This window comes from Mycobacterium sp. MFM001, from assembly GCF_003402475.1.
Taxonomy (GTDB): Bacteria; Actinomycetota; Actinomycetes; order Mycobacteriales; family Mycobacteriaceae; genus Mycobacterium.
The window spans coordinates 1-20,808 of sequence record NZ_BFAB01000017.1; the positions used below are offsets into that span (position 1 = coordinate 1).

Genomic DNA, 20,808 nt, shown 5'->3' on the forward strand with positions numbered 1-20,808 from the left:
CAATTAAAAAAGGGCACCTTGTGGGTGCCCTTTTTTGTGGGTGTTCGGCGGTGTCCTACTTTTCCACCCGGGGTGGGTAGTATCATCGGCGCTGGCAGGCTTAGCTTCCGGGTTCGGGATGGGTCCGGGCGTTTCCCTGCCGCTATGGACCGCCGTAACTCTATTGAATTCTATTCATAGTGTTGTTGGTGGTGGGGTGTGGGGGTTGTGGTGTGGTTGCGTGTGGGTAAGTTTTCGGCCGGTTAGTGCCAGTTCCCTGCACCCGTTGCCGGGCGTGTAGGTCTGGTCTATCGATCCCGTGGTCTGCGGGGGGCCTTATCCCACCTAGTGGGTGAGAAGCCTGGTCTTGGAGAAGGTTTCCCGCTTAGATGCTTTCAGCGGTTATCCTGGCCGAACGTGGCTATCCAGCGGTGCCCCTGGCGGGACAACTGGTGGACCAGAGGTTCGTCCGTCCCGGTCCTCTCGTACTAGGGACAGGTTTCCTCAAGCTTCTGACGCGCGCGGCGGATAGAGACCGAACTGTCTCACGACGTTCTAAACCCAGCTCGCGTGCCGCTTTAATGGGCGAACAGCCCAACCCTTGGGACCTGCTCCAGCCCCAGGATGCGACGAGCCGACATCGAGGTGCCAAACCATCCCGTCGATATGGACTCTTGGGGAAGATCAGCCTGTTATCCCCGGGGTACCTTTTATCCGTTGAGCGACACCCCTTCCACTCGGGGGTGCCGGATCACTAGTCCCGACTTTCGTCCCTGCTTGACATGTCCGTCTTGCAGTCAAGCTCCCTTGTGCACTTGCACTCGCCACCTGATTGCCGTCCAGGTTGAGGGAACCTTTGGGCGCCTCCGTTACATTTTAGGAGGCAACCGCCCCAGTTAAACTACCCGCCAGGCACTGTCCCTGAACCCGGTTCAGGGTTCGAGGTTAGAGGTCCAATACGATCAGAGTGGTATTTCAACAACGACTCCACCAAAACTGGCGTCCTGGTTTCACAGTCTCCCACCTATCCTACACAAACCGTATCGAACATCAATACCAAGTTGTAGTGAAGGTCCCGGGGTCTTTTCGTCCTGCCGCGCGTAACGAGCATCTTTACTCGTAGTGCAATTTCGCCGAGTCTATGGTTGAGACAGTTGAGAAGTCGTTACGCCATTCGTGCAGGTCGGAACTTACCCGACAAGGAATTTCGCTACCTTAGGATGGTTATAGTTACCACCGCCGTTTACTGGGGCTTAAATTCTCAGCTTCGTGGACGAATCCACTAACCGGTCCTCTTAACCTTCCAGCACCGGGCAGGCGTCAGTCCGTATACCTCGTCTTGCGACTTCGCACGGACCTGTGTTTTTAGTAAACAGTCGCTTCTCACTGGTTTGTGCCACCCCCTCCCGCTGCCCCGGGCTAGCCGGTTGACGGTGTGGGGGTCCCCCTTCTCCCGAAGTTACGGGGGCATTTTGCCGAGTTCCTTAACCATAGTTGTCTCGTACGCCTCGGTATTCTCTACCTGACCACCTGTGTCGGTTTGGGGTACGGGCCGTGCGTGTCCTCGCTAGAGGCTTTTCTCGGCAGCATAGGATCACCGAATTCACCCCAATCGGCTATGCATCACCTCTCGGGATATACGCCAGACGGATTTGCCTATCTGACTCCCTACCGGCTTGCCCCAGCACCACCATCGGCTGGTACGGCTACCTTCCTGCGTCACCCCATCGCTTACCTACTACCAGCGAAGATCCCACGCAGCAGGCGATCGTCGCACCCCCGAAAGGGATTGATCGACCACCGTTTGGGTGGTTAGTACCGCTGATTCGGTACGGGCGCACACACACGGGTACGGGAATATCAACCCGTTGTCCATCGACTACGCCTGTCGGCCTCGCCTTAGGTCCCGACTCACCCTGGGCGGACTGGCCTGGCCCAGGAACCCTTGGTCTTCCGGCGGGCAAGGTTCTCACTTGCCTTATCGCTACTCATGCCTGCATTCTCACTCCCCACACCTCCACCACTAGGTCACCCTGTGGCTTCTGCGGTGAGGGGACGCTCCCCTACCCAACACGCAAAACGTGTTGCCGCGGCTTCGGCGGTGTGCTTGAGCCCCGCTACATTATCGGCGCACAATCACTTGACCAGTGAGCTATTACGCACTCTTTCAAGGATGGCTGCTTCTAAGCCAACCTCCTGGTTGTCTTTGCGACTGCACATCCTTTCCCACTTAGCACACGCTTAGGGGCCTTAGCCGGCGATCTGGGCTGTTTCCCTTTCGACGCACGGAGCTTATCCCCCGCCGTCTCACTGCCACGCTAACCACTACGGCATTCGGAGTTTGGCTGACGTCAGTAACCTAGTAGGGCCCATCGGCCATCCAGTAGCTCTACCTCCGCAGTGAACCACGTGACGCTGCACCTAAATGCATTTCGGGGAGAACCAGCTATCACGGAGTTTGATTGGCCTTTCACCCCTACCCACAACTCATCCCCTCAGTCTTCAACCTAAGTGGGTTCGGGCCTCCACGCGGTCTTACCCGCGCTTCACCCTGGCCATGGGTAGATCACTCCGCTTCGGGTCCACAACACACCACTACACCCCAACATCTCTGCTGAGGATGCGCCCTATTCAGACTCGCTTTCGCTGCGGCTGCCCCACAACGGGTTAACCTCGCGACATGTCAGTGACTCGCAGGCTCATTCTTCAAAAGGCACGCCATCACCGGACAAACGCCGGCTTTGACGGATTGTAGGCACACGGTTTCAGGTACTCTTTCACTCCCCTCCCGGGGTACTTTTCACCATTCCCTCACGGTACTGTTCCGCTATCGGTCATCAGGAAGTATTCAGGCTTACCGGGTGGTCCCGGCAGATTCACAGCAGATTCCACGGGCCCGCTGCTACTCGGGGACACTGCGCACAGCAGAGATCATGTTTTCGCCTACCGGGCTCTCACCGTCTACGGCAGACCATCCCAGGCCACTTCGACTAACACAATCTTTTCTCAACTGCTGCCCCAGCCGGCGGACTGGAGAACACAGACCCCACAACACCGCACACACAACCCCCGCCGGGTATCACATGCATACGGTTTAGCCATCCTCCGCGTTCGCTCGCCACTACTAACGGAATCACACTTGTTTTCTTCTCCTACGGGTACTGAGATGTTTCACTTCCCCGCGTTCCCCCCACACGGCTATACATTCACCGTGTGGTGACACCACATCACTGGTGCCGGGTTACCCCATTCGGACATCCTCGGATCCACGCTCGGTTGACAACTCCCCGAGGCATATCGCAGCCTCCCACGTCCTTCATCGGCCCCTGATGCCAAGGCATCCACCATGCGCCCTAACACACTTACACACACAAAAAACACTCGAACAAAACAGCAAACAATCAGCTATTTCGCTTCAGATGCTCGCAACCACTATCCACAACTCAAACACCACACCCCACCACCAAGCGAGGCGACAACAACCCAACCCACAAACAGGCCCGGGTGTTGCCTCAGGACCCAACAGTGTGCCCGGTGATTTCGTTTTCAACGTTGTTGTGCACCCAACCCAGCACCACTACAGCACTGGATTCCTTCACGGCTCACACCCCACCGAATGCGGGATGTTTTTCGTGGTGCTCCTTAGAAAGGAGGTGATCCAGCCGCACCTTCCGGTACGGCTACCTTGTTACGACTTCGTCCCAATCGCCGATCCCACCTTCGACCACTCCCTCCCTTGCGGGTTAGGCCATGGGCTTCGGGTGTTACCGACTTTCATGACGTGACGGGCGGTGTGTACAAGGCCCGGGAACGTATTCACCGCAGCATTGCTGATCTGCGATTACTAGCGACTCCGACTTCACGGGGTCGAGTTGCAGACCCCGATCCGAACTGAGACCGGCTTTAAAGGATTCGCTAAACCTCACGGCATCGCAGCCCTTTGTACCGGCCATTGTAGCATGTGTGAAGCCCTGGACATAAGGGGCATGATGACTTGACGTCATCCCCACCTTCCTCCGAGTTGACCCCGGCAGTCTCTCACGAGTCCCCGCCATCACGCGCTGGCAACATGAGACAAGGGTTGCGCTCGTTGCGGGACTTAACCCAACATCTCACGACACGAGCTGACGACAGCCATGCACCACCTGCACACAGGCCACAAGGGAACACCCATCTCTGGATGCGTCCTGTGCATGTCAAACCCAGGTAAGGTTCTTCGCGTTGCATCGAATTAATCCACATGCTCCGCCGCTTGTGCGGGCCCCCGTCAATTCCTTTGAGTTTTAGCCTTGCGGCCGTACTCCCCAGGCGGGGTACTTAATGCGTTAGCTACGGCACGGATCCCAAGGAAGGAAACCCACACCTAGTACCCACCGTTTACGGCGTGGACTACCAGGGTATCTAATCCTGTTCGCTCCCCACGCTTTCGCTCCTCAGCGTCAGTTACTGCCCAGAGACCCGCCTTCGCCACCGGTGTTCCTCCTGATATCTGCGCATTCCACCGCTACACCAGGAATTCCAGTCTCCCCTGCAGTACTCCAGTCTGCCCGTATCGCCCGCACGCCCCCAGTTAAGCCAGGGAATTTCACGAACAACGCGACAAACCACCTACGAGCTCTTTACGCCCAGTAATTCCGGACAACGCTCGCACCCTACGTATTACCGCGGCTGCTGGCACGTAGTTGGCCGGTGCTTCTTCTCCACCTACCGTCACCACCACAAAAAGCGGCAGCTTCGTCGATGGTGAAAGAGGTTTACAACCCGAAGGCCGTCATCCCCCACGCGGCGTCGCTGCATCAGGCTTGCGCCCATTGTGCAATATTCCCCACTGCTGCCTCCCGTAGGAGTCTGGGCCGTATCTCAGTCCCAGTGTGGCCGGACACCCTCTCAGGCCGGCTACCCGTCGTCGCCTTGGTAGGCCATCACCCCACCAACAAGCTGATAGGCCGCGGGCCCATCCCACACCGCAAAAAAGCTTTCCACCCCAAGACATGCATCTCGGAGTCCTATCCGGTATTAGACCCAGTTTCCCAAGCTTATCCCGAAGTGCAGGGCAGATCACCCACGTGTTACTCACCCGTTCGCCACTCGAGCACCCCCCGAAAGGGGCCTTTCCGTTCGACTTGCATGTGTTAAGCACGCCGCCAGCGTTCGTCCTGAGCCAGGATCAAACTCTCCAAACAAAACCTTCAAAAAAGGCCAATCAGAGAAACCTGACAAACAAACAAAAACACCACACCCCAACCACGGGACAGTCAAGGCATGGCAAAAAACAACAACAAACAAAACCACCAAACACACTATTGAGTTCTCAAACAACACCCGCATCCCAGCGGCCGCGCAACCAACCCGCGGCGATCGCCGCGAACTGACAGAGCGGACAGGTGGAACATCCTCGAATGCCGAGGTATTCCTCAAGGATACCGTCGCGTCGCGGACCCGCCGCAGCGCGACGACAACAAGTTACGCGAGGGGAAACTGAGAGTCAAATGACCTGCTAGATCCCGAGTTTCGGCTCGCAGCATCACCCAACGCGCTCGACGCCGGCGATGTTCCGCTTGCCTCGGCGCAGCACCAGCCATCGCCCGTGCAGGAAGTCGGATGGCTGTGGCGCCCAGTCCTCGTCGCCGATCTTGGTGTTGTTGACCGAGACCCCGCCCTCGGCGATCGTGCGCCGCGCGGCACCCTTGCTCGCACACAGGCCGCTCGCCACCAACAGGTCGACGATCCCGTCGGGCGCGCCGGACTTGAGCTCCACCACCGGGGTCTCCCGCAATGCGGCGCTCAGCGTGGCCTCGTCCAGTTGCGTCAACTCCCCACGGCCGAACAGCGCCCGGCTGGCGTGTTCGACGGCTTCCGTGGCCGCGTCCCCGTGCACCAGCGTGGTGAGCTCGCGCGCCAGCCGCCGTTGCGCGGCCCGCTCCTGCGGCCGCGACGCCGTCGCCTCCTCTAGCTCGGCCAGCTCGTCGGCCGACAGAAAGGTGAACCAGCGCAGGTAGCGGATGACGTCGGCGTCGGCGGTGTTGACGAAGTACTGGTACCACGCGTACGGCGTAGTCAGCTCGGGATCGAGCCACACGTTGCCGCCGCCGGTGGACTTTCCGAACTTGGTGCCGTCGGCGGAGGTCACCAGCGGGACCGTCAGCGCATGCACGCCGGCGCCCATCTTCTGGCGTACCAGGCGCACACCGGCGATGATGTTGCCCCACTGATCGGAGCCGCCGATTTGCAGCACGCAGTTGTGGCGCCGGTACAGCTCGACGTAGTCGTTGGCCTGCAAGAGCATGTAGCTGAATTCGGTGTAGGAGATGCCCTCGCCCTCAAGCCGGCGCCGGATGGTGTCGCGGTCGAGCATCACGTTGACCGAGAAGTGCTTTCCAACGTCGCGCAGCAACTCGATTGCCGACATGTCGCTGGTCCACTCGAGGTTGTTTTCGACGATCGCTCCGGTCGGTGACTCGTCGAAGTCGACGAAGCGTTCCAGCTGACCGCGGATCCGATCGGTCCAGTCCAGGACGGTATCGGTGGTATTGAGCACACGTTCCCCGCTCTCACGCGGATCGCCGATCAGACCGGTGGCGCCGCCGGCCAGCACGATCGGCCGATGCCCGGCGCGCTGAAAGCGGCGCAGCGCCAGCAGCGGCACCAGGTGTCCGGCGTGCAGGCTCGGCGCGGTGGGGTCAAACCCCGCGTACAGCGTGATGGGGCCCTGGGCTGCCGCGGCGGCCAGCGCGTCGATGTCGGTGGACTGTGCAATCAGCCCGCGCCAGCTCAGCTCGTCGAGGATCGTGCCCATAGCTAGATCTTCTCCGATCTGCCTAGTCGCTGGCCCCTGGGGCGGGCGCTCGAGGGCTGCGCCGATAGGCGGAGACCTCCGGTCGGCCCTGCAGCCATAGTCGCCAAGGCCGGTCGGCCGCGACGCTGATGCCCACCCGCGGACCGGAAATCGCGGTAAGAGTGTCGTTCAGCTTGAGCCGCACCGGGCTGTCCGGGTCGAACAGGTCGACGCCGTTGTCGTCCATCGTGATTCCCAACGCCGAGCACAGGTTCCCCGGCCCCCGGGCCAGCGCGACGGTGCGGATCGCGTTGCCGCGCCGGGACCGGGCGACGTCGGTGCCGCTTTCGATGGCGCCGGCGCGCAGCAGGACGGCGGCGGCTGTGCCGTCGGGACCGCAGGCGACGTTGGCGCAGACGTGAATGCCGTGGCTGCGGTAGGTGTAGAGCCGCCCGGCGGGTCCGAACATCACCGCGTTACGGCCGCTGATCCCGCGATATGAATGCGCCGCAGCGTCCGGCCATGGGCCGTCCGGAACCCCGCCGTAGGCCTCGACCTCGACGATCGTCGCGCTAACACCACGGCCGGTCAGAGTTGCGCCCAGCAGCCGCCGGGCGGCCGACAACGGATCGCCGGCAAGTTCGTCAGCGCTCACCGGACAGATTCTGCCTGCCCCTTGACAGCGAAGCCGCAAAGGCGGATATTCATCGCATGATGACTTCATCAAGCGATGAATTACTTGCGCGGGGCGCCGACGCGGCCATCCACATCGATCATCTGCGCGTGATTCGTGGGAAACGCCCTGCGCTGCATGACTTCTCGGTGCAAATCGCTCGCGGCACCATCACAGGGCTGTTAGGACCGTCCGGTTGCGGTAAGACGACACTCATCCGCTGCATCGTCGGCACCCAGATCGTCGCGGCCGGCAATGTCACGGTGCTGGGTCATCCCGCCGGTTCGGCGTCGCTGCGCCGGCGCGTCGGATACATGCCGCAGGACCCGACGATCTACAACGACCTGCGGGTCGTCGACAACGTCCGCTACTTCGCGTCGCTGTACGGTTTCGACGCCGCGGCCGCCGACGCCGCGATCGAGCGGGTGGGGCTGACCGATCACAGCACCGCCTACTGCGGAAACCTGTCCGGCGGTCAGCGCACCCGGGCCTCGCTGGCGTGTGCGCTGGTCTGCCGGCCCGAGCTGCTGGTGCTCGACGAGCCGACCGTCGGCCTGGATCCGGTGCTGCGGGTGGATCTGTGGGAGCAGTTCCACGACCTCGCCAGCGGCGGGACCACGCTGCTGGTCTCCAGTCATGTGATGGATGAAGCCGACCACTGCGATGACCTGTTGCTGATGCGCGACGGTCATTTGGTCGCCCACACCACCCCGACCCAACTACGAGAGGACACCGGATGCACGGGACTAGAGGAAGCGTTTCTGTCCATCATCAAACGCAGCACCGCGCGCCAAGCCGGTTAGGGCTCCGGGCGTATACGGCAACCACTGCGCGGATCCTGCGGCAGTTGGCCGCCGACCGACGCAGCGTCGCGATGATCGTGCTGGTGCCGATCCTGGTCATCACGCTGATGTACTTCATGTTCGAGAATGCCCCGCACCGCCCGGGCACGCCGTCGCCGTTCAACAACGCCTGCCTGATCCTGCTGGGGCTGTTCCCGCTGTTTTTGATGTTCATCATCACGTCGATCACGATGCAGCGCGAACGGGCCTCCGGAACGCTGGAGCGGATTCTCACCACTCCGCTGCGCCGGCTCGACCTGTTGATGGCCTACGGCACCGCGTTCTCGACAGCTGCTGCGGCGCAAGCGATTCTGGCCTGTATCGTCTCGTTCTGGTTCCTCGGGTTCGACACAGCCGGCAGCCCGATGTGGGTGTTCGTGATCGCGATCGTCAATGCCGTGCTCGGTGTCGGGCTGGGCCTGTTGTGTAGCGCCTTCGCGCGCACGGAGTTTCAGGCTGTGCAGTTCATCCCGTTGGTGATGGTGCCGCAGCTGTTGCTGGCCGGGATCATTGTCCCGCGGGGGCTGATGGCGACCTGGCTGCAATGGATCAGCAATGTCCTGCCCGCCAGCTACGCGCTCGAGGCGCTGCAGCAGGTGGGCGCTCATCCGGAGCTGACCTGGATTGCGGTGCGCGACATCATCGTGGTGCTGGGTTTCGCGATAGCCGCGCTGTGCCTGGCCGCAGCCACACTGCGCCGACGGACGCCGTAATCCGGTGGCCAATCGCCGTGGGCGCCCCCCGGGCACCTCCGACACCCGCAACCGGATCTTGAAGAGCGCCCGGGAGTTGTTCGCGCGTAACGGGATTCACAAAACCTCGATCCGCGCGGTGGCTGCGGCGGCCGGGGTGGATTCCGCACTGGTGCACCACTACTACGGCACCAAGGAGCAGCTCTTCGCCGCCGCGGTACACATCCCGATCGACCCGATGGACATCATCGGGCCGCTGCGCGAAGTTCCTGTCGACGAACTCGGTTACAGGCTCCCGTCAACGCTGTTGGCGCTGTGGGACTCCGAGATCGGCGCAGCATTCATCGCAGAGCTGCGGTCAATCCTCGCCGGCTCGGAGGTGAGCCTGTTTCGCTCGTTCATCCAGGAGGTCATCGCGGTCGAGGTGGGTTCCCGCGTCGACAATCCGCCGGGAAGCGGGACCATCCGCATCCAGTTTGTCGCCTCGCAGCTGGTGGGCGTGGTGATGGCGCGTTACATCCTGGAGCTGGAGCCGTTCAAATCACTGCCGGCTCAACAGATTGCCGAAACCATCGGCCCCAACCTGCAGCGCTATCTCACCGGGGATCTGCCGAATTTGCCCGCGCCATGAGCCGGTCGTGTTCGTCGTCGCTCACGTCGGCTGCCTCGTCGATCAGCAGTACCGGGATGCCGTCCTCGATCCGGTAGGCGCGCCGCAGTCGCGGGTTGTAGAGCGTGTCGTCGATGAGCAGCAGCGGGCCGCGGTCGGCGGGGCACACCAGGATGCTCAGCAGTGCGTCGTCAATCACTAGCGCCGTTCCTCCGCATCGCTTTGCTCTGCATCGTCGCCGGCGCGAATCATGCGTGGGTACCGGCGAGTTCGGTCCGCACCGACGAGGTCAGCCGCCGGAACTGGTTACTGGACGTGTCGAAATACCAGGAATGCCGCCCCGGCTTAGGAATTCCGGCCGCGCGCAGCGTGCTGATCGTGGGGCGGTAGGTGGCGCTCAGTGTCATCTCGGGGACGACGTGCACGATGTCGGGGCCCAGCCCGAACGGCATGCCCGCCACCGCTTCTGTCAGATCGGCGGCCGTGATGGTCGCGCCGGGCCGCAGTGTCACGGCCGACACGGCGACCTGCTGGCCGCGCACCGACACACCGTAGGTCACCGCCAGGTCGACGCCAGTGATCTGGCCGAGCGCGTCGGTGATCGGTTCGCAGTAGACCATGCCCCGCGCGCTACGAATCATCGAGCCACGCCGGCCCAGCAGCCAGTAGTCGCCGTCGCCGTCGCAGCGGAACAGGTACTCGGTGGAGATCCACGTGTCGGCGGGCGCGAAGACCCCGCGCTTGACCGACGCGGTGGGATCGATCGGTCCGCGCGGTTGCGCCAGCAGCACGCCGGGCTCGCCGGTCTCCGCGACTTTGACGAAACCTTCGTCGTTCTCGAGGATCAGGTCGTGGTCGGCGTCGTACGCGCCCAGTTCGACGCGGCTGGCACCGGGCAGCGGCCGGCCCTTGCTGCCGATCTTGGCGCCGGACACGTTCGCCAGCACCGCTTGCCCGTCGGTGGTGGCGAAGAATTCGACGACGTGTGCAGGCGCGAACACGTCGACGACGCGCTGCCACAATCCGGTCGGCATGCCGGACCCGATGAACAGCCGCACCGGGTGGTTGCCGTGCAGCACGAAGCCCGGGTCGTCGATGACATCGCGCAGCATGGCCCACGTGTAGGACACCACGGTGACGCCGTACTGGTGCACTTCGGCGACGAACCGGTCCGCGCGCAAACCGCGTGACAGCGCAATGCGGGTGCCGCCGACCACCGCGCCACCCAGGCTGACCAATAGACCCGACTCGTGGTGCAGCGGCGTCAGGCAGTACACGGTGTCGCTGCGACCGAGCGCGGCCGTCGAGGCGGTACCGAACGCCGACAACGCCCAGCGGTAGTTGGTGATCTGCTTGGCGACCAGCTCGCCGTCGGCCGAGCTGAACGCGATGAACGCCAAGTCCCGTGCCAGTCCCGGGTTGGGCCGATACCAGCCGGGCAGCTCGACCGCGTCCGGGTCGATCTTTTCCATGTCGATGACGCCGGCGTCGTCGGGCAGATGCAGATCGCGGGCCTCGCCGCCGCCGAGAACCAGGATCTGGCCGGGCAATTGGCGGGCGGTCTCCAAGTTGGTGGGGTCGGTGATGATTTCGGTGACGCCGCCGATGCGCACCGCTGCGGCGAGGTCGGCGTCGGGCCCCATCAGCACCGCGACCGCGCCCAGCCGGGACAGCGCGGCGATGGCCACCAGCGCGCTGGGCCGGGTCTCCATCAGCACGCCGACGTGCTCGCCCTGCCGAACGCCGACCTCGATCAGTCCGCGAACGACGTTGTCGATGCGCCGGTTCACCGCCTCGTAGGTGTGCACGCGCCCGTCGAACAACAGGAATTCGCCCTGTGGCGCGTCGTGCGCCTGCTCGCCGATGATCCTGCCCAGCGAGATCCGGGTGTGGTCGTTGATCTGACCCAACCTGGCCAATCGGGGCAACGTCCGGACAGTCTCGACGGCCAGCGTGCGCACCGACTTGTTGGCCGCCACCACCGCGTCGGCCGCGCCGCGGGCAACGGCCAGCGCCACCTCGGAGGCCTCACCGATGCCGTGCGCCACCCGGGAGCTGAATGCGACACCGCTGTCGGTGCGTTCGACCGGTTGGTCGGCCATCGGCACGATGCCGTCCGGTTTGCTGCCGTGCCCGGAGATCCACTGCACCCATTCCGCGACGGTCGGCCAAGACTGTTGCGCCGCTTTGGAACCGACGACCAAGCCGAAGTGGCCTGCCCGCAGCGTGTACTCGTACACGTCGGCGTTGGGCGCCGCACGCCGGATGCCGCGGACCGCGGGTGGTTGCCCGATGTCGTCGACTTCACCGACGAAAGCCAGTACGGGACAGGTGATGTCGGTCAACGTCACCAGTTGCCCGTTGATCGCGAAACCGCCGGTCATCATCCGGTTGTGGGCGATGAACTGCTTGAGCAATTCCGACACCGCAGGACCGGACCAGGCGATCCAGCCTTCGGACTCCAAGAATCTGCGCTGCGCTTCCCGCGGAAGCAACGCCTCACGATCGTGCAGCTGGCGCACGAAGTCCAGCCGCGCCTTGGCCGTCTTGAGCGGATCCATCATCTGAAAACCCATGCGCGCCAACCAACTTGGAATATCCAGCCGGTTGAACACATGGTCGGCCATGAAATTGGCGGTAGCCTGGGCAAGGTTGGGCGGAACCCCCATCGGCAGCGCGGCCAGGGTGTCCACCGGCGAACCGAAAGCCACGATGCTGGCAATGTTTTTGGAACGCCGATATCCGGCCGCCTGGTAGCAGAACATGCCGCCTTGCGAATAGCCGACGAGGTGCACGTCCTGGCCGGTGCTCTCCACCGCGGTGTCGATGGCCTCGGACAGCGCGACGATGTGGTCGGCAAGGTTGCGGCGCATGCCGCCTTCGACCTTGTCCGGTGAGCCGAAGTCGATCACCCAAGGATCCAGTCCGGCACTGTGCAGAATGCCGACCGCGCCCTCGGCCCGGGTGACGTCCCACATGTTCGCCGACATCATCATTGGGTGCACCAGCAACACCGGCGGGCCCGCCGGCGGTTGACCGGGCCGGTTGTCGGGCGGGAAGTACCGCCGAAGCTTGTACATCGGAACGCTTTCGACAACCTGGAACGGCGACGGAACCGTCCCGGTCTCCAGGCCGCCGAGTCGCAGAACCTCAAGGCCGTTCTGCGCCGTCGCCATGAGACGCTCGACCGGTCGCGTGACCGCGGAAATATTCAGATCCACCGCTCTCCCCTGACTGACCTGCACATTCTGGCACATCATGGCGACCGGGCCGATGGCTTTGGCCAGCGTACAAGCACGCCGCTAGTCTCGGCCCGGTGGCGCACCTGCTCGGAGCCGAGGCCGTGCACCTGGAATATCCCACTCAGGTCGTCTTCGAGTCGCTGACCGTCGGCGTCAACGACGGCGACCGGATCGGCATCGTGGGACGCAACGGCGACGGCAAATCGAGCCTGCTGGGGCTGCTCACCGGTGCGGTGCGTCCGGATTCTGGCCGGGTCACCCGGCGCAGCGCCCTGCGGGTGGGGGCGTTGAGTCAGGCGGACACGCTCGACCCGGGCCGCACGGTCGGGGCGACGCTGGTCGGCGATCGGCCCGCTCATGAATGGGCCGGCGACGCTCGCGTTCGCGACGTGATCAGTGGTCTGGTGTCCGATATCGACTGGGACGCAACGGTTACGACGCTCTCCGGCGGGCAGCGACGGCGGGTGCAGCTGGCGGCGCTGCTGATCGGCGAGTGGGATGTGATCGCGCTGGACGAGCCCACCAACCACCTCGACATCGAAGGGATCACCTGGCTGGCCGGCCATCTGCGCCAGCGCTGGGCCCGCAACACCGGTGGACTGCTGCTGGTGACCCACGACCGCTGGTTTCTCGACGAAGTGGCCACCACGACGTGGGAAGTGCACGACGGCACCGTCGAGCCGTTCGAGGGGGGCTACGCCGCCTACGTGCTGCAGCGCGTCGAGCGGGACCGGCGCGCCGCCGTAGCCGAAGCCAAGCGGCAGAACCTGATGCGCAAGGAGCTGGCGTGGCTGCGCCGCGGAGCGCCGGCCCGAACGTCGAAGCCCAAGTTCCGGATCGAGGCGGCCAACCAGTTGATCGCCGACGTGCCGCCGCTGCGCAACACCGTGGAGTTGGCGAAGCTAGCGACCGCGCGGCTGGGCAAGGATGTGATCGACCTGCTAGATGTGTCGGTGTCATTCGACGGCCAACCGGTGCTGCGTGAGGTCGAATGGCGGATCGGTCCCGGGGAACGCAGCGGCATCGTCGGAGCGAACGGCTCGGGCAAGTCCACTCTGCTGGGGCTGATCGCCGGTACGGTGCGACCGGATACCGGAAACATCAAGCGCGGCAAGACCGTTCGGCTGGCGATGCTCGACCAGCGGGGCGAGGAACTGACGCCGCTGGCCGGCGACCGGGTGGTCGATGTGCTCGGTAAGCTGCGCAGCGGCTATCAGGTCGACGGCCGCGACGTCACGCCCGCGCAACTGTTGGAGCGGCTGGGATTTGCCCGTGCGCAGTTGTCATCGCGCGTCGGCGAGCTCTCCGGCGGCCAGCGGCGACGGCTACAGCTGATGCTGACGCTGCTGGCCGAGCCGAATGTGCTGCTGCTCGACGAGCCCACCAACGACGTGGACACTGACATGCTGGCGGCGACCGAGGATCTGCTCGACTCCTGGCCGGGCACATTGATTGTCGTCTCGCACGACCGGTATCTGCTCGAGCGGGTGACCGACCAGCAGTACGCGATCCTGGACGGCCGGTTACGGCACCTGCCCGGCGGTGTCGACGAATACCTGCGGCTCTCCGCCGCTTTGGCGGCCAAGGCTCCCCCGCCTGCCCAGCGCAAGTCGGCGTCGGGTGCCCAACTGCGCGCCGCGCAGAAGGAGACGGCGGCGGTCGAACGCCGGCTGGCGAGACTGGCGGAACAAATCGAGGCCAAACACGTCGAGCTGGCCGAGCATGACCAGAGCGACCACGTCGGGTTGAACCGGCTCACCGAGGAACTGCGTGGCCTCGAAAGTGAAGTCGCCACAATGGAAAACCGTTGGCTGGAGCTATCGGAACAGCTGGACGGCTAGCGACGCAGCCGCTGCCGCAGCTCCCCGGCGGCCCCGCGAACGGTGTCCAACTGCTTGGCGACCTGGATCGGCGCGGTGCCGCCGCGGGCATCGCGCGACGACACCGAACCCTCGATGGTCAGCACCTCGCGGACTTGCGGAGTCAATTGCGGGCTGATCGCGGCCAGCTCGTCGTCAGTCAACTCCTCCAGCCCGACCCCGCGCTGCTCGGCGGCCCGCACCGCCGCACCCGCCGCCTCGTGCGCGACACGGAACGGAACCCCTTGTCGCACCAGCCATTCGGCGATATCGGTGGCCAGTGTGTAGCCGGCCGGGGCCAGCGCCGCCATCCGCTCCGTGTTGAAGGTCAGACTGCCCACCAGTCCAGCCATCGCCGGCAGCAGCAGCTCCAGCTGCGCCACCGAATCGAACACCGGCTCCTTGTCCTCCTGCAGGTCACGGTTGTAGGCCAGCGGCTGCGCCTTGAGCGTCGCCAGTAGCCCCGCCAGGTTGCCGATCAGCCGGCCCGACTTTCCGCGGGCCAGCTCCGCGATGTCGGGGTTCTTCTTCTGCGGCATGATCGAACTGCCGGTCGACCACGAGTCGTGCAGCGTGATGTAACCGAATTCGGTCGAGCTCCAAATGATGATGTCTTCGGCCAGCCGCGACAAGTCCACCGCGATCATCGCGAAGACAAACGCCGCCTCGGCGGCGAAATCCCGGGCGGCCGTGGCGTCTATCGAGTTGTCCGCAGCGGCATTGAAGCCCAGCTCCTGCGCGATCGAGTCCGGATCGAGCCCCAGCGACGACCCGGCCAGCGCCCCGGAACCGTACGGCGACACCGCGGTCCGCGCGTCAAGGTCGATGATCCGGTCCACGTCGCGCAGCAGCGGGTGGGCGTGAGCGAGCAGGTGGTGGGCCAACAAGATCGGCTGCGCGGACTGCAGGTGCGTCTTGCCGGGCATGATCGCGTTCGGGTGCGCGGCGGCCTGGGCGGCGAGCGCGCCCACGACGTCGAGCACCCCGTCGGCGACCCGCCGCGCCGCGTCGCGCAGCCACATCCGAAACAGCGTGGCCACCTGGTCATTTCGCGACCGGCCGGCCCGCAGCCGGCCACCCAGGTCGGGGCCGACCCGCTCGATCAGGCCGCGCTCGAGCGCGGCGTGAACATCCTCGTCGGTGGGAAGCGGGCCGAAGCTGCCGTCGGCCACGTCGTGGGCGAGGCTGTCCAGCCCGGCCAGCAGGCCGTCGCGCTGCTCGGCGGTCAGCAGCCCCGCCCGGAACAACACCTGGGTGTGCGCTTTTGATGCGGCGACGTCGTATGGGGCCAACGCCCAGTCGAAATGGGTGGATCGACTCAGCGCGATCAGCGCGTCGGACGGCCCATCCGCGAACCGCCCGCCCCACAGCGATCCCTGGTTGGTACTCACCTGTGCTCGGTGTCCATATCCCGGCGGGCCGCAATCTTCGACGACAGGCCATGCACGTAGACGAATCCTTTCGCCTTGGACTGGTCGAAGCTGTCGCCCTCGTCGTAGGTGGCCAGGTTGAAGTCGTACAGCGACTCGGAGCTACGGCGCCCGTTGACCGCAATGTGCCCGCCGTGCAACACCATTCGGATCTCGCCGGTCACATGCTCCTGCGTCGTGGCGACGAAGCTCTCCAGCGCTGTCTTGAGCGGTGAGTACCACAGCCCGTCGTACACCAGCTCGGCCCAACGCTGGTCGGTGTGCCGCTTGAAGCGGCCGAGCTCACGCTCCAGCGTGACGTGCTCGAGCTCGGTGTGCGCGGTGATGAGCACCATCGCGCCCGGGGCCTCGTAGATTTCGCGGCTCTTGATGCCCACCAAACGGTCCTCGACGACGTCGAGCCGGCCAACCCCTTGTGCGCCGGCCCGCTCGTTGAGTTCTTCGATGGCCTGCAGCACCGAGACCGGCTTGCCGTCGATGGACACCGGCACGCCCTTGTCGAAACCGACGATCACCTCGTCGGGAGTGTTCCAGTTGACCGTGGGATCTTCGGTGTAGGCGTAGACGTCCTTGGTAGGGGCGTTCCAGAGGTGTTCCAGGAAGCCGGTTTCCACCGCGCGGCCCCACACGTTCTGGTCGATGGAGAACGGCGACCGCTTGGTCACGTTGATCGGGATGGCGTTCTCCTCCGCGAATGCGATCGCCTTTTCCCGCGTCCACGCATAGTCGCGCACTGGGGCAAGCACTTCCAGATCCGGTGCCAGGGACGCGAATCCGACCTCGAAGCGCACCTGGTCGTTGCCTTTGCCAGTGCAGCCGTGCGCGACGATGCCGCCGCCGTGCTCGCGGGCGGCGGCCACCAGATGCTTGACGATCAGCGGCCGGCTGATCGCCGACACCAGCGGGTAGCGGTCCATGTAGAGCGCGTTGGACTGAACTGTCGGCAGGCAGTAGCCCTCGGCGAACTCGTCGCGTGCGTCGACGACGACCGCCTCGACCGCGCCGCAGTCCAGCGCGCGCTGCCGCACCACCTCCATGTCTTCGCCGCCCTGGCCCAGGTCGATCGCGACAGCGACGACCTCCCGACCGGTCTCCTTGCCGATCCAGCTGATCGCCACAGAGGTGTCCAAACCGCCGGAATACGCCAGGATGACGCGCTCGGACATGAACCAATCTCCTTATGTCACTTGAGGTTTTCGAAAGTAGCGGCCAGCTCGGCACCGGTCATCGGCTCACGGGCGGCCACAAAAATCGTGTCGTCGCCGGCGATGGTGCCGACGACGTAGGGTAGCGCCGCCCGGTCGATGGCGCTGGCCAGGTAGTCGGCGGCGCCCGGCGGGGTGCGCAGCACGGCAAGGTTGCCGCTGGCATCCGTGGACACCAGCAGCTCGCTCAGCAGCCGCGACAACCGCCCGGTGCCACCGGATACCCCGCGCACCGGGCTGCCGTCCTCGGGCACGACGTACACCCCGGCCCCGCCGTCGGCGCCGCGCAGCTTCACCGCGCCGAGCTCTTCGAGATCCCGCGACAGCGTGGCCTGGGTGACCTCGATACCCTCGGCGGCCAGCAGAGCGGCCAATTCCCCTTGACTGCGCACCGACTCCGACGACAGGATCGCGACGATGCGGGCCTGCCGTCCGGCACGGGTGACGTCGGGGGTGGTTTTCGAACGCGTCATCGGGACCGCTCCAGCAGCCACACCAGCAGCGCCTTCTGCGCATGCAAACGGTTCTCGGCCTCGTCCCACACCGCGCTGTGCGGGCCATCCATCACGTCGTTGGTGATCTCGTGCCCGCGGTGGGCCGGAAGGCAATGCAGCACAACGACTTCCGGGTCGGCTAGAGCCACCAGGTCGGCGTTGACCTGGAAGGGGCGGAACGGTGCCACCCGGTCCAGCCCGTCGTCCTCCTGCCCCATCGAGGTCCAGGTGTCGGTGACCAGCACATCGGCGTCATTGGCGGCGGACCGCGGGTCGGTGGTCACCGTCGCTGACCCGCCCGTGGCGGCCGCGCGGTCTTCGGCGGCGGCCAGAACCGCTTTGTCTGGCATGAAGCCGTCCGGTGCCGCGATCGTGACGTGCATCCCGGCGGTGACTCCGCCGAGCAGCAGCGAATGGGCCATGTTGTTGGCGCCGTCGCCGAAATAGCTGAGCCGGACACCTCGCAACGCGCCCTTGCGCTCGGCGATCGTCTGCAGATCGGCCAGCACCTGGCACGGATGGAACTCGTCGGACAGCGCGTTGACAACCGGCACGGTCGCCGTGGACGCCATGGCATCGAGCCGGTCCTGGCCGAACGTCCGCCACACGATCGCATCGACGAAGCGGGACAACACTTTTGCGGTGTCCTGCAACGTCTCGTCGCGGCCCAGCTGAGTACTGCGACCGTCGACGACAACGGCGTGACCGCCGAGCTGCGCGATGCCCATCTCGAAGGAGAACCGGGTGCGGGTGGAGTTCTTGTCGAAGATCACCGCGACGCCGCGCGGCCCGTCGAGCGGCCGGCGGCTGTACTGGTCCTTCTTCAATTCGGCGGCCAGCTCGAGGACTTCGGCCTGCTCGTGCGGCAACAGGTCGTCGTCGCGCAGGAAGTGGCGGGTCACGGTGTGCCTCCCGCGGTGTCGAGGATGCCGGGCAGCGCGGTGACGAACGTGTCGATCTGATGTTCGGTGACGATCAGCGGCGGCGCCAACCGGATCACGTTCGCCGCGGGGGCGTTGACCAGGAAACCGGCTGCGCGGGCAGCGGTTTCGACGTCCTTGGCGTGCGGCGCGGAAAGCACCACGCCGCACAGCAGGCCGCGGCCGCGGACGTGGTCGATCAGCGGGTGGTTGAGCGCTTCGATACCGTGACGCAACGACTTGCCCAGCACCTCGGCGCGGCGTACCAGGTCACCGGCGGCCAGTGTGTGCAACACCGCCAGCGCCGCGGCCGCGCAGATCGGGTTGCCGCCGAACGTGCTGCCGTGCAGGCCAGGGGTGAGCAGTTGCGCAGCCTCGCCGAGGGCCAGGCACGCCCCGATCGGCAGCCCGCCGCCGAGCCCCTTGGCCAGCGTCACCACGTCGGGCGTGATGCCGTCGTGCTGGTGGGCGAAGAACGAGCCGGTGCGGCCCATCCCGGTCTGCACCTCATCGAGCACCAGCAGCGCGCCATGCCGGGAGGTGATCTCGCGTGCCGCAACCAGATAGCCGTCGGGCGGGACGACGACTCCGCACTCCCCCATGATCGGTTCCAGGAAGACGGCGGCGGTGTCGTCGGAGACCGCGGCGGCCAGCGCGTCGGTGTCGCCGTAGGGGACATGGGTGACGTCGCCGGGCAGCGGCGCGAACGGCGCCTGCTTGGCCGGCTGGCCAGTCAACGCCAGCGAGCCCATCGTGCGGCCGTGGAATGCTTCTTGTGCGGCAACGAGTTTGGTGCGCCCAGTGAGCCGCGACAGTTTGAACGCCAGCTCGTTGGCTTCGGTACCGGAGTTGCAGAAGAACACCCGGGCGTCGGCGCCCAACAAGCCAACCAGCGCCTCGGCCAGCTGCAGAGCCGGTTCGTTGGCGTACAGGTTCGAGGTGTGGCCCAGCGTCGACATCTGCCGGGTGACGGCGTCGATGACGGCCGGGTGACGGTGGCCGAGGACATTGACCGCAATCCCGCCGAGCAGATCCAGGTACGAGTTGCCGTCGACGTCGGTGACCACCGTGCCGTCGCCGCTGGCCAGCGCCACCGGCGGCACCCCGTAGTTGTTCATCATCACCGCGGACCACCGCTGTTGCATGTCTTGTGTGTGGCTCACGCGTTCACCACCTTGGTGCCGGTGCCCTCGTCGGTGAACAGCTCGACCAGCACGCAGTGTTCGACGCGGCCGTCGATCACGTGCGCACTGGGCACGCCGCCGCCGACGGCACGCAGACAGGCTTCGACCTTGGGGATCATCCCTGTCTCCAGTGTTGGCAGTAGTTGGGCCAGTGTGGCGGTGTCGATTTCGCTGACCAGCGAATCGCGGTCGGGCCAACGGGTGTACAGCCCTTCGACGTCGGTGAGCATCAACAGCTTTTCGGCTCCCAGTGCTTCGGCCAGCGCCGCCGCGGCGGTGTCGGCATTGATGTTGTGCACGACGCCGTCGGCATCTGGCGCCAGCGTCGAGACGACCGGAATACGCCGCGCGGCAATCAGATCTCGCACCGCGGCCGTGTTGACGTGGTCGACGTTGCCTACCAACCCGATGTCGGTGGCCACCCCGTCGACGGTGACGCTGCGCCGCACTGCCGTGAAGAGCTGCGCGTCCTCGCCGGTGATGCCGACCGCGTACGGGCCGTGTGCGTTGATCAGGTTGACCAGTTCCCGGCCCACCTGACCGAACAGCACCATCCGCGCCACGTCGAGCACTTCTGGTGTGGTGACCCGGAATCCGCCCTTGAAGTCGCCGGGGATGCCGAGCCGTTGCAGCATGGCGCTGATCTGCGGCCCGCCGCCGTGCACGACGACGGGGTGGATGCCGCAGTTGCGCAGAAACGCCATATCGGCGGCGAACGCGTGCTTGAGCGTGTCGTCGGTCATTGCGTTGCCGCCATATTTGATGACGACGATCTTGCCGTGCAGTTGCTTGAGCCAGGGCAGGGCTTCGGCCAGCACCTGCGCTTTGACTTGGGTGGGCAATTCGCTGGTCGTCATGAGCTAGCTACCGCCGACGATGCAGTGCGAAGCGATGAGGAGGAGG

General features: G+C 64.9%; 14 protein-coding genes and 3 rRNA genes. 4 read left to right on the plus strand and 13 right to left on the minus strand.

Annotation, left to right across the window (positions count from 1 at the left end; translation table 11 throughout):
- Positions 1-42 precede the first annotated feature (42 nt).
- The 5 genes from rrf to MFM001_RS21605 form a co-directional block, all read right to left on the minus strand.
- Positions 43-157 (minus strand): 5S ribosomal RNA (rrf, locus tag MFM001_RS21585).
- A 65-nt stretch (positions 158-222) separates the two neighbouring features.
- Positions 223-3,347, minus strand: a 23S ribosomal RNA gene (locus tag MFM001_RS21590).
- Positions 3,348-3,625: 278 nt separating this feature from the next.
- Positions 3,626-5,162: ribosomal RNA gene (locus MFM001_RS21595) — 16S ribosomal RNA — on the minus strand.
- Together the 16S, 23S and 5S rRNA genes form the textbook arrangement of a ribosomal RNA operon.
- Positions 5,163-5,503: 341 nt before the next feature.
- Complete coding sequence (gene tyrS / locus MFM001_RS21600) at positions 5,504-6,775, minus strand: tyrosine--tRNA ligase (protein ID WP_116377313.1); 1,272 nt, start codon at positions 6,773-6,775, stop codon at positions 5,504-5,506.
- A 22-nt stretch (positions 6,776-6,797) separates the two neighbouring features.
- A complete protein-coding gene (locus tag MFM001_RS21605; RefSeq protein ID WP_116377314.1) occupies positions 6,798-7,409 on the minus strand; it encodes a DNA-3-methyladenine glycosylase in 612 nt (203 codons plus the stop codon).
- Positions 7,410-7,465: 56 nt separating this feature from the next.
- Here MFM001_RS21605 and MFM001_RS21610 point away from each other — a divergent pair, with 56 nt between their 5' ends.
- From MFM001_RS21610 to MFM001_RS21620, 3 genes are read left to right on the plus strand one after another with little or no spacing between them, the layout of a single operon-like run.
- Positions 7,466-8,230 (plus strand): ABC transporter ATP-binding protein, encoded by a 765-nt coding sequence (locus MFM001_RS21610; protein ID WP_116377315.1) that lies wholly within the window; start codon positions 7,466-7,468, stop codon positions 8,228-8,230.
- On the plus strand, positions 8,164-8,982 hold the full coding sequence (locus MFM001_RS21615) for an ABC transporter permease (RefSeq protein WP_192887018.1): 819 nt from the start codon (positions 8,164-8,166) through the stop codon (positions 8,980-8,982). Before MFM001_RS21610 ends, MFM001_RS21615 begins: the two co-directional genes overlap by 67 nt.
- Positions 8,983-8,986: 4 nt before the next feature.
- On the plus strand, positions 8,987-9,592 hold the full coding sequence (locus MFM001_RS21620) for a TetR/AcrR family transcriptional regulator (RefSeq protein ID WP_116377316.1): 606 nt from the start codon (positions 8,987-8,989) through the stop codon (positions 9,590-9,592).
- Here MFM001_RS21620 and MFM001_RS21625 read toward each other — a convergent pair.
- On the minus strand, positions 9,558-9,770 hold the full coding sequence (locus tag MFM001_RS21625; protein ID WP_116377317.1) for a Trm112 family protein: 213 nt from the start codon (positions 9,768-9,770) through the stop codon (positions 9,558-9,560). The genes MFM001_RS21620 and MFM001_RS21625 overlap by 35 nt on opposite strands.
- Positions 9,771-9,819: 49 nt before the next feature.
- On the minus strand, positions 9,820-12,828 hold the full coding sequence (locus MFM001_RS21630) for an acyl-CoA synthetase (RefSeq protein WP_116377318.1): 3,009 nt from the start codon (positions 12,826-12,828) through the stop codon (positions 9,820-9,822).
- A gap of 59 nt (positions 12,829-12,887) precedes the next feature.
- Between MFM001_RS21630 and MFM001_RS21635 the strand changes: the two genes are divergently transcribed.
- Positions 12,888-14,654: an ABC-F family ATP-binding cassette domain-containing protein gene (locus MFM001_RS21635; protein ID WP_116377319.1), complete on the plus strand. Its 1,767-nt coding sequence runs from the start codon at positions 12,888-12,890 to the stop codon at positions 14,652-14,654.
- On the opposite strand, the gene argH is transcribed toward MFM001_RS21635, so the two are convergent.
- The 6 genes from argH to argB are packed head-to-tail and all read right to left on the minus strand — an operon-like array spanning position 14,651 to position 20,762.
- Entirely contained in the window at positions 14,651-16,063 is a 1,413-nt protein-coding gene (argH, locus tag MFM001_RS21640; RefSeq protein ID WP_116377320.1) for an argininosuccinate lyase, read from the minus strand. The genes MFM001_RS21635 and argH overlap by 4 nt on opposite strands.
- Positions 16,060-17,268: an argininosuccinate synthase gene (locus MFM001_RS21645; protein ID WP_116377321.1), complete on the minus strand. Its 1,209-nt coding sequence runs from the start codon at positions 17,266-17,268 to the stop codon at positions 16,060-16,062. The genes argH and MFM001_RS21645 overlap by 4 nt, the downstream gene beginning before the upstream one ends.
- 17 nt (positions 17,269-17,285) lie before the next feature.
- Positions 17,286-17,780, minus strand: a complete 495-nt coding sequence (locus MFM001_RS21650) for an arginine repressor (protein ID WP_116377322.1) — start codon at positions 17,778-17,780, stop codon at positions 17,286-17,288.
- Positions 17,777-18,703: an ornithine carbamoyltransferase gene (argF, locus tag MFM001_RS21655; protein ID WP_116377323.1), complete on the minus strand. Its 927-nt coding sequence runs from the start codon at positions 18,701-18,703 to the stop codon at positions 17,777-17,779. The genes MFM001_RS21650 and argF overlap by 4 nt, the downstream gene beginning before the upstream one ends.
- Complete coding sequence (locus MFM001_RS21660; RefSeq protein ID WP_255422463.1) at positions 18,700-19,884, minus strand: acetylornithine transaminase; 1,185 nt, start codon at positions 19,882-19,884, stop codon at positions 18,700-18,702. Before MFM001_RS21660 ends, argF begins: the two co-directional genes overlap by 4 nt.
- Entirely contained in the window at positions 19,881-20,762 is an 882-nt protein-coding gene (argB, locus tag MFM001_RS21665; RefSeq protein ID WP_116377324.1) for an acetylglutamate kinase, read from the minus strand. Before argB ends, MFM001_RS21660 begins: the two co-directional genes overlap by 4 nt.
- Between the last annotated feature and the right edge of the window lie 46 nt (positions 20,763-20,808).